This is a genomic window from Virgibacillus sp. JSM 102003, assembly GCF_041949995.1.
GTDB lineage: Bacteria > Bacillota > Bacilli > Bacillales > Amphibacillaceae > Lentibacillus.
In genome coordinates this window covers 1-13911 of the sequence record NZ_JBHFQH010000006.1, presented here as the reverse complement: position 1 = coordinate 13911, position 13911 = coordinate 1, and the positions used below count along the sequence as shown (strand labels likewise).

Below are 13911 nucleotides of genomic sequence, written 5' to 3'. Positions count from 1 at the left end.
GTTTAATCATACAGATTTAGTACCAACTAATACCATGTATGTTTCCCCAGCCATTATAAAAAATACTAAATGGACCTAAATACAGTAATGGAGTGAAAAACCATGGAAATACATTCAGAAGATGACTTTGCTAATTATTTTGATCAATCAATTCTGGACTACAAAGAAGGCAGTAGTCGCCTTCAAAAGAAGTTGCCAAAAATGACACAAGGATACTTTGATTTCACGGAATCTTGTTTTGAGGAAGGTGCGATGGCAAAAAAAGAAAAACAGCTGATGGCACTCGGAATTAGTATCTATGCCCAGGATGAATATTGTATTATGTACCATACAAAAGGTGCCGTTCAACACGGATGTTCCGAAGATGAAATAATGGAGACAATCGCTATTAGCGCAGCCTTAGGCGGAGGTGCTGCTTTTTCTCAAGGTGTAACCTTAGCTATGGATACGTATGATTATTACTCAGAAAAAACACAACACTAAGATAAACCAAAACAGAGTACACAACTTTAAATAAAAAAGTGTGTACTCTGTTTATTCAGGAAATGATTTCAAGGTTTTGAGGTTATGATAAATTACCTTTTATTAACCATCTCCTTCACCAACAAACTCAACAAAAACATTCTGATCATAGTTTATATCAATGTCTTCCGGAATTTGAATGTATAGTAAATGTTGATTTGATCTAGTGGCATCACTTGATGAAAATGCCCCATCCATCCAACCTTTCTCATTAAATTGGCTCGCAATAAATGATTCCTTATACGTTCCAAGATTCACCTCAACAGGTTCCGGTTCCGTTACTGTCATGTTATTATTTGAAAAATCTATATGCGGCAGGTGCACACGGTTTGAAAAATTAATACCTTCAATAATAATTGGAGTTTGATAGTATGCCACCTCAACAGTTTGTTGCAACACATCTTTTACCTCTACAAATATAGGCATCTCGTTTGGAGAGGAAGTTTTAAGATTTAGCTCACTTCCATCACTGTTATATTCCCAAGTTTCTTTGATATATGAACGATCAACGCTACCAATCTTTCCCTTGTCTGCCAATTCATATAAAGAAATATCCGGAGCTGTTTCTTCAGCCATTAAACTGGTATCATTTGGAAGGACATAAAATGCACCCGCAGAAACAAGTAACAGAGTCATATAAGCTGTGAACATCCATTTTACTCTTTTAACATAACTGAACTTACTACTTTTCAATCTAATCCGTTTGGTCCTAACTACAACCAGTACAACTATACCTACTATAAATACGAGTAATATGATAGGGGTCAACCCAAATATACTCATTGTCTAACCTCCAATCGATTAGAAATCAGCATTGAACCAGCCAAAAATAATACCAACGTAATGATTGCCTTGCCGCCAAATAGCCAAAATGAATCTTCACCAAAATAAAAACTACCGATTTCCATTAAGACATGGATTTCTGTACTTACTTCAAATAAAAATATAAAACCCAAAATGGCAACAGGAACTATATATGCAAATGCCTTATGAAGATGAACCAGAGTACCAATGATATAGCCAAAACTGCTGAATAGGAAAATCAGCACTATCATTGCAATCGTTCCCACAAGCAAGTCCATTAAATTATACCCAGTACTCGAATAAATCATTTGCTGGTTATCATCAAACAGAAAGTATATAGCGATTCTTAATAAGTAACCAGATAAGGATGCGGTAATCCCGCCAACTATACTTCCAATAAATAAAAATACGATATTGGATAAATTGCTGCTCAACCTATTTGTTACAAATGCAAAGTCATCTTCCCGATAGGCTTTTGTCTTGATTAGAATAGCATTGATGAATGCCCATAGAATTGTGAAAACCACAATTATATCAATAGAATAGTAGTTTATTTGGTAAGACAGCATCGATCCGGACCCACCTAACATTCCTGATCCACCTAATGCGAAAAATAGTGCTAACAATTGAAGGATCACCAATGTACTGAACATCCCAATACAGGACTTCATTTTAAACTGGATTTGTTTTCCCACTACTGCTGCCATACTAGGATCTGTTAAAGACATCATCTATTCCTCCTGTCGTTTTTTGGGTCAGATATACACACAAATCACTAGGGGATACGGATGACACTTCCACACCGCTCCGTTTGATTTGCCCCAGAGTATCGCTCGAAAAATCGTTCTTCACTACTGAAAATTTACTGTCCAACCCAACCGTATTTGTATAAAGGACATCTTTGTCGGATATCCATCCATCAACCTGTTCAGAGCCACCGCTTAATCCAATTGCATATTCCTTCAGTTCCTCAATCGGCATATGAAGAAGATTCGAACCCTCCTCCATAAGTAAAACATCCTCCAAAACGACTTCAAGTTCATCAAGATAATGACTTGAAATAATAATGGAACGAGGGTGTGCCAGATAATCCTTCAATAATGCACGATAAAAATCTTTTCGAACCGCTGCATCCATTCCAGTTGTTGGTTCATCAAAAATGGTTAGTGAACATCTGGATGCTAATCCGATAATCACATTGAAAGTGCTCCGTTTACCTTTTGACAAGTTATTATGAATCTGCTTGGAATCAAATGCAAAGTAATCAAAAAGCCGAAGTGCCAGATCCATATCCCATTTTTCATAGAACTCGCCAGCTTGCTCGAGAACTTCTTTTAACGTTAATGCTGTAGGAAAGTTCATTTGGTCATCAACAAAAACGGTGTTAGCTGAAACGAAGAGACTATTAAAAGGCCTGTTTGAAAAAACATTCACTTGCCCTGACGATTCAGCCCAGAACCCTGCCAAAATTTTTAGAAGAGTTGTCTTTCCGGCACCGTTCCTGCCTATCAAGCCTGTAATCCTGTTTTCTTCAATTGTCACAGATAAATTGTTTAAAGCTTTTCGCTGCCCGTGCTTTTTAGTCAATTCAATACATTCAACAATTTTCACTTCGCATCCCCCTTACGTTCTTTCGTAACCGATTTGATCATCTCTATCACTTCTTCTTCGCTTACATCCAATCGTTCAGACTCAAGCACAACCTCTTGTATGAGGCCTTTTAATGTCTGATTTTTTCGTTTGTCCAGGATGATTTTTCTTGCATTCGTTGAAACAAATTTACCTAATCCTCGTTTGTTATATAGGATTTCTTGCTCAAATAGTAAATTTAATCCTTTTGCTGCAGTAGCTGGGTTTATATTGAACATTTCAGCAAGCTTGTATTGGGAATGTACTTTCTTGTCCTTTTCAAAATTACCGTTTAATATTTCAGCCTCAATCCACTCGGAAATCTGAATATATATTGGTTTAGAACCATCCGTATTGATCATCAAGCTTGCCTCCCTTATGTGAATTAGTGCATTAGTCGTGTAATGCAGTATATTACATTATTCAAAATAAAGCAATATAAGAAAACTTGGATATGTTAAATAAATTTTATCGAAGCATATTTTGCTTCCTTGTTGCACCAAAAAATCCTCTATTCATTTATAGAGGATTTTTGCATCATTCTACCGTTTTCGGACCTTCACTTCGTTGAATTATTTTAGTCGGTTATCCAAGGATTTGATTGCCAGCTTAATTGCATTTAAACGGCGCTCATTTAGTGTTTTTTGGGAACTGCCTTCTCTTGCTTTTGCTATCTGTTTTTCTATAGATGGTATAATACCTTGTAATATATCTTTACAAGTCAAAATCTTTTCTTCATCATAGAAGAAATATCCCTTACCCCAAGCGTTTTTAAGGCTCTCCAACCCAATTTTTACGGAACTTCGTCTCTTGTTAACAAGGGTTGTATTTGAACCTTTTTCTGTCATACTATTATAAGCATTTGTAAGTTTGTTTAAAGTTGATTCCAAGGATTTAATGTACAAATCTTGGGTTTCTTGGTTAACCTTCTTCATATGCAACCCTCCAATTTATTGGTAATCCATTTTGTAGAATTAACAGTAAATAACGGAACCAGGAAACGATTCAATCTTATAGGACGGCTTTTTTCCATTTAGCGGAACCACAATTCACTCCACTAGTTAGTATGATTCACATCATTCGATTTAGTTGATAAGAAACGGAGCCCGTTACCCACACAAGGTGGTTAATAATTTGACAAACTGCTATGCTGTTATTATCATCACTATCAATCATAAAAAAACTTGGCAATCGTCAAAAGATTCTTATGATTTCTTAGAGCCCCTTATGCTCTTGAGTCCAAGTCTTATAGTTGTACTTATTCGTAACTGCGAACATAAAACGTTTAGGAGAGAATTTGATGAAAATATACGTTGATGCCGATGCTTGTCCGGTTAAAGAAACGATTATATCAATTGCGGCAAATCATAATATAGAAGTGATCCTTGTGAAAAGCTTTGCTCATTTTTCACATAACGATGAACAACCAGGCGTTAAAACAATTTATGTTGATACTGGCGCAGAAGCTGCAGATTACAGAATTATGAAGCTAGCACAAAATAATGATATGATTATCACACAAGATTATGGCTTAGCATCGCTTGGCCTTGCAAAAGGATGTACTGTCCTTCATCACAAAGGATTTGAATATTCAAATGACAATATCGACCAGCTATTGCAAACACGTTATGCAAGTGCAATGGCCCGCAAAAGTGGTAAGCGAACAAAAGGCCCAAAAGCATTCACCACCGAAGACGAAAATAAATTCAGCCAGCTACTCCGGAATAAGCTTAAATAGGGTGGATTGAATCTCACCCGATTTTCGGCACTTTTTTCAAAAAATTTTTGGTCGTCACCTGTTATGTCAGTCGTTCCCTACCACACTGCTGCGTCGTTCAAGGAGCATTACATCCCGCCATACTCCATTTAATTTTCCAAGACGTTTTCGGACTCCTACTTCGATAAATCCAAACTTTTTATGTAACTTAATGCTTGTTTCATTTTCAGGAAAGATATTTGTTTGTAATGTCCAAAAACCGTTCCCTTCACTCGAGACAATTAATTCTTCCATGAGCTTAGTTCCAATCCCTTTGCCTATGCTGCGCTCACTAATATAAATACTAACTTCACCAACACCTGAATGTGCTTCTCTTGTAGAAATTGGACTTAATGCAGCCCACCCGATTACATCTTTTCCTTCCCGGGCGACAAGTCTGGATACTGAAAAATGGCCACTATCCCATTCTTCCCACGTTGGTGCCTTCGTTTCAAATGTCGCGTTACCCGTGTTAATACCCTCTATAAAAATGTCCCGAACTTGTTCCCAATCCTCTTTCTTCATAATATCCATACTATGCTTGTCCCTTCTTGATTGTTATCTGATTTATTTCTTGTTTTCCAGTTTAGCATAAGATTTCTGTCCATTCCTATCGTTCATATCTAAATTTGTCGGTTCCACTGGTAAATTATCATACGGAGGGGGTAAAGGCGAAGAGGCATATTCGACCAGAATCGATTTAATTCTGGCCGATATTAACTGCTTAATCCTGACATACCATTAATTTATTTCCATCAGGGTCCTTAAACACAAAGAAATGATCATGTTCAATTTCCGTGACTAGCTCGACACCATTATCTTTCATAAATTGATAAGATGCATGTATGTCATCTGTACCAAACTGAATAACAGGGACATTTAAAGTAGCAATCTCACCATTTTCATCCCGCCACATTGGCATCGTATCCAGAATCATCCCGGCTCCATCCATTTTGGCAACGAATAGATGCTCAAACATCACATCACCATCTTCAATTCCTAACATTTTTGAATACCATTCCTTCGCTTTTTCAATATCCCTCACTGGTATAAATACTAGATTAATCTTGTTTTTTATTGGACTTTTCATTAAAGCTCCTCCTTTTTAGGCAGTTAAGAAATTATAAATTCTTTCTTACTGCATAAGTGCAACTAAGGCAATTCGCCTAAAGGCTTGATCTCCAGAGTATAACGGGTTCTACAAAAGGCAAAGTACGCTTTCATAGGAATTCCTCCCTTTACGAATGCCAAGTTTTCTAATTTATCCCATACTTTTCTTTAAATATGGGACTTAATTCACTCCATACATCAAACATATTTCCGTCCAAATCTTGAAAAACAAAGTTCTTCCCAGCATGACCTCTATCTTCTATTTCGCCTACTGTTATTCCTTTTTCCTTAAATTCCCTATGTAATGATGTTAGTGCATTCATTCCATTCACCTCAAATGTAAGCGAGAAATGTTCCTTGCCACCAATATCGTAAAAGTTAGCACTTTGTTTTTCGTGAGACTTAACTAGGAAGATACTTTGATTAGCAAAATCTAGTATCGCCTTCTCCTTATCTTGATAATTAAGTACTGCACCAATGTTTACATACCATTCGGCTGACAATTCAATATCCTGTACTGGAATATATGATGTCCCGACTCTTATTAAACTCCCACTCATTCACATTCCTCCTAATAAATAAGTTAATATTCCTATTATCTATTCAACAAATTTTTGCAAATTCCTTCTATAAAATTATTTAGGAATCTTGTTAACTGGCAAATAAACCTTTGAAAACTGATGCTCCCATTCAAAGGTTTTACTTAAAACTATATATCTACAACTTCCTAACAGCAAAATTATCCTGCAGAACTGCCCAATTTTGCGGGAATTCGCTTCCAAGCACCCAATAACTGGGTCCTCTAAGGCCATATTCCTTAATCGTATCGTATTTAGCCTGAACACTACGTGCATCCTCAAACCATACTTCGTGTTTTTGTCCAGTCTCGTCAACATAGGTAAAAAAAGGAGATTGATATATTTCATCATATTGAATGGCTGCACCATACTTTTCTGCTAACTGAACTGCTTCTTTTGGACTTACCGTTGTGGCAATCGTTCCTTCCACCCACGGAATTTCCCAATCACGACCATATAAGGGAACTCCCATTAGAATTTTTTCACGAGGAATTACCGTTACCGCATAATCCAGCACCTCACGCACTTCATTAATTGGGGCAATTGCCAACGGTCTGCCGCCGGCCCATCCCCATTCATAGGTCATTGCGATGACAAAATCGACAATTTCCCCATGGGCAGCATAATCATGAGCTTCATAAAGCAATCCCACTTGATCAGATGTATCCTTTGGAGCCAAGGCTGTCGAGACCAGGTACCCTTCTGAATGTAAACGGGCCACTACACGCCGTAAAAAGTTATTATAATTCTCCCGGTCTTCTGGATAAACGTATTCGAAATCAAAGTTCACTCCTCGATAACCTTTGGCATTCATTTTTTCTAACAGATTAGTAATCAATGTATCTTGTAAACCTGGATTACGAAGGATATTAGCTACCACATCTGAATCAAATCCATCACCTGTTATGTTTGTCAGCACTAAAAGTGGAGCCACATTAGTCGCTCTTGCCGCCTCCAAAACTATTTGATCCTGTAATTCTGTGAGTGTTCCATCAGCCGTAATACTATAGGTGAATGGTGAAAGATAGGTGAAGTATCTTCCTAAGGCTAGAACTTCCTGTCCACCCCGCTCATTCAACTGGGTAGTATAAGCATTCACTTCAGTTACCGGCTTATCAGCGACCGGAATACGTAACGTTTGACCAGGAAAAATTAACCCCGGATCTTCCATATTATTTGTTTGAATGATTTGCTCAGCAGTTACGCCATAGCGTTCGGCAATCGACCAGATATATTCACCAGCTTTTACGATGTGAGGGAAATAAGGAATCTCCAGCATCTGGCCAACATAAATTAGTGAAGGATTCGTGATATTATTCACCTCCGCCAATTCCTGAACGGACACATCAAACATATCTGCAATCGCCCATAAATTATCACCGGCATTAATTACATACTCACGGTTCGGGTCAGGAATAACAAGTGCCTGCCCCACTACAAGTGTATTAGGATCATCCAATTGATTAAGTAATTCAATCTGATTTATTTTCGAACCATAGCTGCGGGCTATCTGCCATAGTGAATCACCACGTTCAACCACATGAATCTGCATTTTTCTCCCCCTATTTGTTTGTGCTGCTACATACCATCGTATTCATCGGATGATTGTCCTAATAACAAACTGGAGAGAAAATAATCATGATTAAAATAGTGATTACTTTTGTTTAACCTTTCGTATCAAAAACCTGCTCTTAGGTATTGGCGGCATTCTTACCAAACTATAGTTTAAATTTTGCTTCGGAACTTGATAATTAATTCGGTTTGCTAAAAAATTTAAGCTTACTTTCATAACTTCTATCGTCACCCACTCACCGGCACAGCGATGTCCAATATCATATTCACCTCCACCTTGCGGAATAAAGCTAAACGGACTGCCTTGCCAGCCCCTGAATCGTTCTGGCATGAATTCTTCAGGTTCCTCCCATAAGTCCGGGTCATGATTCGTTCCATAAATATCAAGTAGCACAAGGGTTCCATTCGTGAAGTTATATCCTTTCCAATTAAAATCACTGCGTACTCTCGCGCCTAAAAATGGACCAAATGGATAAAAACGGCGAACCTCTTGTACAAACATCTGACTGTATTCCTTTTTATCTGTTTGCAATTTGGCTTTTGACTCGGGATAATTATATAATGCTAATGTACCAAAAGTGACATAACGAGCTATCGCCACTATTGGCCTCAATATGTTGAGTAATTCTACTGCTGCCATTTGTATGTTCATCAGTTTTCCGTCCAAATTGCTATGCCATGCCATTGCATATAAGGCTGTATCCTCATGGGGCATTAACTGACCTTGCCGAACCTGTTGAATAATCCCCTGAATCCACTGTTCAGATCTTTTACGTGCTTGTCTTCCCCTCCAATGTCTGGGTCCAACGGCTCCAAATGCATCAATCATTGCTGAAAGATCAGTCGTCCGCTGTTGTAATTCTTTGGCCCACAATGGTACGCCAGCCCATTCACAAGCGATGCGACACATAATTTCCCTGGCTGCATCGAACAGCACAACTTCTTTTTTTTGCTCCCAGTTTTCAATAGCGGTTTGCCACTGTCTACTGGTTATTTCGGTAAGGTCATCTATGCGCTCTGGAGTCATTAACGACATAAATAATTTTTTCCGATGTTTATGTCCAACTCCATCCAATGTTTGCACACCATTTTCACCCAATAATGTTTTTTGGATACGCTTTGGTGCTGCTCCTTGCCTGCGGAATTTTTCATTATCATAGAACACCTCCGCAGCCTCTTTTCCACCTATACAAATTACTTTTTGGCCGCCCATCAAACGTGTCTCAAAAATATCCGATTGGAAACAGGTGCGTCTTTTTGGAATATAGTTATACCCTTCCATAAAAAGGGCCAAGCTATTATCCAAGCCTTTTTCACGTGGAATTCCCATCCGCCTTTCCTCCTCCCTTAACTTAGTAATACCTATAGATGCTATTTTTCTTTAAAATAATAAATTTATTCCTTTATCGTTTTTAGGTATAATTAAACCTGAGGTGATCATATGGCGCGCGAACGTAAATTTTCCGACAAGACATTATATAATGCCGCAAAACATATACTTTTGAATAATGGCTATGAAGGGTTCACCTTTAGTCTGTTAGCTGATGAGTTAAAGGTATCCAGAGGTGCATTATACAAGTATTATGAAAATAAAGAAGAGCTAATAATGGATTACATGATATTTGAAATGAACCGATTTTTAGCTGAGTTGAAAGAGATCAACAATTATGATCAGTTCGATTCACAATTTGATTTTCTGATTAAACTTATGTTTAAACACAATAAAATACATCAGGTACTTGGGTTTTCATACCAGATCACTGCAACCATCAGTGAAAACATAAGAGTAAAGAAAGTACATTTAGAAAAACTTCATCAGGAAATGTACTCCATTCTTCAGAGCTTTATCCAGCAAGGTCGAAAAGAACAATTATTAAATCCATCCATAAAAGATGAATTAATTTTAGGTTTTATTTTTCAATCGGTCGATATCCCCAATCATTCCGAAATTCCTCAAACGGAATGGGTTAGATCTGTTAAAGAATTAATAAGTCATGGAATGTTCACAGACAAGTAATTGACGTTCATGTCTTGTTGATTAATAATAAGAGTACTTAATTATCGTTTTTTTTATAACCAAAAGTGACACAAGCGTTACTTTATTCTTTTTAAAAGGGAGTATTAGGCATGAAAACATTTATACACTATGTTACAGACCGCGTTAGTACTAAAAAGGGAATGTGGATCACTGCTGGAGTTTGGCTCATTATAGCTATGTTATTAGCAGTGTTTGCTCCTAGCGCAAAGGATTATGAAGTATCTAGTATTCAAACCCTTCCCGATGATGCTCAGTCTATTATTGCTCAGGAAAAAGTTGATAAATACTTTAAAAACAGTGATGGCACCCCTGCCTTACTGGTTTTTCAGGCAAGTGAAGGTGAAGTGGAACAATCTGAGCTTGGAGAGTTCTTATCAACTATCAAAGAAGAAGACATTAAAGGCGTAAAGGAAATCGTTCCTCTATCTGAATTACCACCTCAAGCAGCTGAAAGCTTTTTTTCTGATGACGGAACTACTGCATTAATACCGCTGACTTTTGATGGCTCTTTGGAAACTACGGAAATTAAATCATCATTAGATACGATCTATACGTTGACAGAGCAGAATACGGAGATGAACTTATATGTAACAGGGCCGGCAGGAATTGCAACAGATACAAATGACTTATTTTCCAGGGCAGATATTGTTCTTATTTTATCAACTGTTGGAATTATTTTAGTATTATTGGTTGTAATCTATCGTTCACCATTGCTTGCATTAATTCCATTATTAGCAACAGCCTTTGTCTATGAAGTCGTCATGCAAACGTTAGGTCTAATGGGTAAAGCAGGATTAATTATGACTTCCCAGTCCCTGTCAATCATGACAATTCTCTTATTTGCAGCGGTTATCGATTATTCGTTATTTGTTTTCTCGCGATACCGAGAGGAACTAAAGAGTCATGAGAATAAACAGGAAGCAATGAAACTAGCAATGCGAGGAACTGGTATACCTGTGTTTTACTCTGGGGCTACCGTTTTAGCAGCCATGCTAATCCTTTTCTTCGCTGAGTTTGGTGATTATAAAAACTTTGCACCAACCTTTGGAACAACAATCTTTATTGTCATGCTTGCTTCGGTCACACTCGTTCCAGCCCTATTTGCTATTTTTGGAAGAAAGTCTTTCTGGCCAGTAATTCCACGAGTAGGAGATTCACAAGTTAAATCAAGTTCCCTTTGGAGCAAGGTTGGTCGGTTTGTTACAAAAAAGCCAATTATTTCAGTCGCAACTATTAGTATCATTCTGCTTGTTTCAGCAAGTAATATTTTTAATATAGAATATGAGTTTAATACATTAAAGTCTTTCCCTGAGGATATGCCTTCCAGAGAAGGTTATGAAATCCTCGAAGAAAAGTTTCAGGCAGGTGACTTGGCACCAACAACTGTTTTATTTGAAACAAAGAACCCTATTTCCGAGGACAGCAGGCGAGAATTAGCAGAAAACCTGACAGATCAGCCACTCGTGAACAATGTACGAATCAATGGTACCGCTGATAATGAGTCAGTTATTTCCTACAGCATGACCTTTGAAAAAAATCCATATTCAGTAGAAACAATGGATGCATTAGAAGAAATCCGAAATGATTCCGAGCAAATCCTGGATGAAAGCAATCTTAGCGGCGAGTTATATTTTGCAGGTGAAACTGCTTCGTCTGTAGATGATCGTTCCATCAACAATCGAGATCTGATCGTGATTGTTCTGTTAGAGACACTTCTGATCTTTATCATGTTAATCTTTTTAACGAAATCAATTAAGATGCCTATTTACATGATGGGAACTATTTTAGTGTCGTTTGTTGCAGCGTTAGGGTTAGGCGTCTTTCTAAGCAGTTTATTCTTTGATATAGGTACCATCAGTAACAGGGTTCCACTCTATTCCTTTGTATTCCTGGTCGCATTGGGAATTGATTATAATATTATTCTCGTGTCGCGGTTTATGGAAGAAAGAAAACACCATCCTGTTAAAAAAGCGGTGGAAATTGCTGTTGCCAATACAGGTGGCGTTATTTCATCTGCCGGGCTAATCTTAGCAGCCACTTTTGCCGTGCTGATGACACAGCCGATCCAATTATTATTCGTGTTCGGGTTCATCGTGGCCGTAGGAATTCTACTCGATACTTTCTTGATAAGAGGTATATTAATGCCAGGATTACTTGTTTTGTTTGAAAAATATAAACCAGTTGATTCGGTTAAAGATAGATCTAATTAGTAAAATGAGCACCCATCATTTGTGATGTCCATGATGGGTGTTTATAACTGTTAGTTGATGCGATTATGAATATTAATATGTCATACCACCATATAAAGCGATACTTCAAAAGGTATCGCTTGTTTTATTCTAATATCATCTAATAATGACATTGTAAATTTTATTTTTTTTATAAACAGAGGAACTTTTTAGAATGTTGTTCGGTCTGTATTTATAAAGGGAGGTGCTTGAAATCAGTCGGCCAAATGAAAAGGAAATATATGAAGGCTACTTTGAAAAGGTATATAAAACAACTTTTTACATTTTAAAAAACGAGGAATTAGCAAAAGATGCTACACACGATACATTCATAAAAGCATTTAAAAATTTCAATAAAATTAACCAGCAGTCAAAAATTAATGCTTGGATAACTACTATTGCAACACGTACAGCCATTGATATTTATAATAAAAACAAAAAGCAACTAACATATGAGTTTAAAGAAGAAATCTATGCTTCAAACTCAGACGAATTCAACTATACGAAAGATGAGTTAGAAAATCATTTAGATAACATTCCACCTGATCAAAAACAAGTACTTATTTTAAAATATGTGGAAGATTTAACGGAGAAAGAAATTGCAAAACGACTTTCTATTAAATTAGGAACCGTTAAATCAAAAATATTCCGTGCCAAACAAAAATTATATGAACAGTATCAACTAGGAGGTGAAAATAGTGTTGGAGAATAATCAGGGAGAAGAAAGTTTAAAGAAACACTTAACAAAGGAAATGAATTCAATTAAAGTGCCAAAAGGATTAAAAGAAGAAATGTGGACACAGGTTAAGCCTGTACGTAAGAAGAGAAAGGCTGTTCTTCCATATATAGCTACGCTTGCGTGTTTAATGGTCTTGGTTGCACTTGGATTAAGTGGATTCCCTTTTAATTCGGAACCAACGCCTAGTGATACTCAGGATAAAAATATACAGACAATAGAAGCTGTGTTAAAGAATAACCTCACAGGTCCAGATGATGAATTGGAACAAATATTGGAAGGCGAAGGAGAACTTGAAGCCTTAGGGCAATATGAAAGAAAACTATATAAAGAATATTTTGCAGATGATACATCCTACCAAGAATACATTTCAAGCTACGGTTCGGTATTATGGATTGTACCGATAAGAAATGATTACAAATTAGAGGTAAAAAACATTGAATATGAAAAATCAGACTCAAAAGAGATAATTTATAATTTCTCCATTGAATTACAGTACCAAAAAGAAGGCAGTGAATCAGCAGAAGTCGAAACGATAAATGGCCAAGCCAATTTAAATGAAGACCATAAGATAGAAGATATGTTAATTCGTGTTGAAGATTTTATGAGATCCTTAAGTAATTAGGATTCATTTGTAATCATTGCTAACTTAATTAAGGATTAGCATATAGCCCCGTTGGTAAAGAATCCAGTTTCCTGGTTCGGCGGATCCTCGTTCCGTTATTTCCTTGAAAACCCTTATTTTAAGCATGGGGATGAATCCTCATTCCGCTATTTGTCATTTTTGCCTCAAATTTGGCTGATTTTCTGCATTTAGTCGAGTAGGCGGGGCCTCTCCTTTGGGATTGTGCCCCTTACCCCTCACAGATCCGTACGTGCCCAATTAAGGCATACGGCTCTTCATGACACCCTTAACGTCCATGTCAAAGACGTTTACT

General features: G+C 37.2%; 16 protein-coding genes. 6 read left to right on the top strand and 10 right to left on the bottom strand.

From position 1 onward, the window contains the following. The first annotated feature begins 102 nt into the window (after positions 1-102). Entirely contained in the window at positions 103-483 is a 381-nt protein-coding gene (locus ACE1TG_RS08065; RefSeq protein WP_375051867.1) for a carboxymuconolactone decarboxylase family protein, read from the top strand. Between the two features lie 102 nt (positions 484-585). Here ACE1TG_RS08065 and ACE1TG_RS08060 read toward each other — a convergent pair whose 3' ends face one another. The 5 genes from ACE1TG_RS08060 to ACE1TG_RS08040 all read right to left on the bottom strand — a co-directional run bounded on the left by ACE1TG_RS08060 (position 586) and on the right by ACE1TG_RS08040 (position 3890). Then, positions 586-1305 carry a hypothetical protein gene (locus tag ACE1TG_RS08060; RefSeq protein ID WP_375051866.1) on the bottom strand — a complete coding sequence of 240 codons (720 nt, stop codon included), beginning with the start codon at positions 1303-1305 and terminating at the stop codon, positions 586-588. Next, positions 1302-2054: a hypothetical protein gene (locus tag ACE1TG_RS08055; protein ID WP_375051865.1), complete on the bottom strand. Its 753-nt coding sequence runs from the start codon at positions 2052-2054 to the stop codon at positions 1302-1304. The genes ACE1TG_RS08060 and ACE1TG_RS08055 overlap by 4 nt, the downstream gene beginning before the upstream one ends. Continuing rightward, positions 2035-2937 (bottom strand): ATP-binding cassette domain-containing protein, encoded by a 903-nt coding sequence (locus ACE1TG_RS08050; RefSeq protein WP_375051864.1) that lies wholly within the window; start codon positions 2935-2937, stop codon positions 2035-2037. Before ACE1TG_RS08050 ends, ACE1TG_RS08055 begins: the two co-directional genes overlap by 20 nt. After that, positions 2934-3320 carry a GntR family transcriptional regulator gene (locus ACE1TG_RS08045; protein WP_375051863.1) on the bottom strand — a complete coding sequence of 129 codons (387 nt, stop codon included), beginning with the start codon at positions 3318-3320 and terminating at the stop codon, positions 2934-2936. Before ACE1TG_RS08045 ends, ACE1TG_RS08050 begins: the two co-directional genes overlap by 4 nt. Positions 3321-3527: 207 nt before the next feature. After that, the gene (locus ACE1TG_RS08040; protein WP_375051862.1) at positions 3528-3890 is read right to left on the bottom strand and encodes a hypothetical protein; all 363 of its coding nucleotides are present in this window, start codon (positions 3888-3890) and stop codon (positions 3528-3530) included. Positions 3891-4255: 365 nt separating this feature from the next. On the opposite strand from ACE1TG_RS08040, the gene ACE1TG_RS08035 reads away from it, so the two are divergent. Continuing rightward, positions 4256-4693 (top strand): YaiI/YqxD family protein, encoded by a 438-nt coding sequence (locus ACE1TG_RS08035; protein ID WP_375051861.1) that lies wholly within the window; start codon positions 4256-4258, stop codon positions 4691-4693. Between the two features lie 66 nt (positions 4694-4759). On the opposite strand, the gene ACE1TG_RS08030 is transcribed toward ACE1TG_RS08035, so the two are convergent. From ACE1TG_RS08030 to cypC, 5 genes are all read right to left on the bottom strand, one after another. After that, on the bottom strand, positions 4760-5245 hold the full coding sequence (locus ACE1TG_RS08030) for a GNAT family N-acetyltransferase (RefSeq protein WP_375051860.1): 486 nt from the start codon (positions 5243-5245) through the stop codon (positions 4760-4762). A gap of 190 nt (positions 5246-5435) precedes the next feature. Then, positions 5436-5801: a VOC family protein gene (locus ACE1TG_RS08025; RefSeq protein ID WP_375051859.1), complete on the bottom strand. Its 366-nt coding sequence runs from the start codon at positions 5799-5801 to the stop codon at positions 5436-5438. A 166-nt stretch (positions 5802-5967) separates the two neighbouring features. Next, positions 5968-6381 (bottom strand): VOC family protein, encoded by a 414-nt coding sequence (locus ACE1TG_RS08020; RefSeq protein WP_375051858.1) that lies wholly within the window; start codon positions 6379-6381, stop codon positions 5968-5970. 157 nt (positions 6382-6538) lie between these two features. After that, a complete protein-coding gene (locus ACE1TG_RS08015; protein WP_375051857.1) occupies positions 6539-7951 on the bottom strand; it encodes a LysM peptidoglycan-binding domain-containing protein in 1413 nt (470 codons plus the stop codon). A gap of 102 nt (positions 7952-8053) precedes the next feature. Further along, positions 8054-9301 carry a CYP152 family fatty-acid peroxygenase CypC gene (gene cypC, locus ACE1TG_RS08010; RefSeq protein ID WP_375051856.1) on the bottom strand — a complete coding sequence of 416 codons (1248 nt, stop codon included), beginning with the start codon at positions 9299-9301 and terminating at the stop codon, positions 8054-8056. A gap of 111 nt (positions 9302-9412) precedes the next feature. Here cypC and ACE1TG_RS08005 point away from each other — a divergent pair, with 111 nt between their 5' ends. The 4 genes from ACE1TG_RS08005 to ACE1TG_RS07990 all read left to right on the top strand — a co-directional run bounded on the left by ACE1TG_RS08005 (position 9413) and on the right by ACE1TG_RS07990 (position 13598). Further along, a complete protein-coding gene (locus ACE1TG_RS08005; protein WP_375051855.1) occupies positions 9413-9988 on the top strand; it encodes a TetR/AcrR family transcriptional regulator in 576 nt (191 codons plus the stop codon). Between the two features lie 110 nt (positions 9989-10098). Continuing rightward, positions 10099-12219 (top strand): MMPL family transporter, encoded by a 2121-nt coding sequence (locus ACE1TG_RS08000; protein WP_375051854.1) that lies wholly within the window; start codon positions 10099-10101, stop codon positions 12217-12219. Positions 12220-12442: 223 nt separating this feature from the next. After that, positions 12443-12949 (top strand): RNA polymerase sigma factor, encoded by a 507-nt coding sequence (locus ACE1TG_RS07995; RefSeq protein WP_375051853.1) that lies wholly within the window; start codon positions 12443-12445, stop codon positions 12947-12949. Then, the gene (locus tag ACE1TG_RS07990; protein WP_375051852.1) at positions 12936-13598 is read left to right on the top strand and encodes a hypothetical protein; all 663 of its coding nucleotides are present in this window, start codon (positions 12936-12938) and stop codon (positions 13596-13598) included. Before ACE1TG_RS07995 ends, ACE1TG_RS07990 begins: the two co-directional genes overlap by 14 nt. Positions 13599-13911 lie beyond the last annotated feature (313 nt).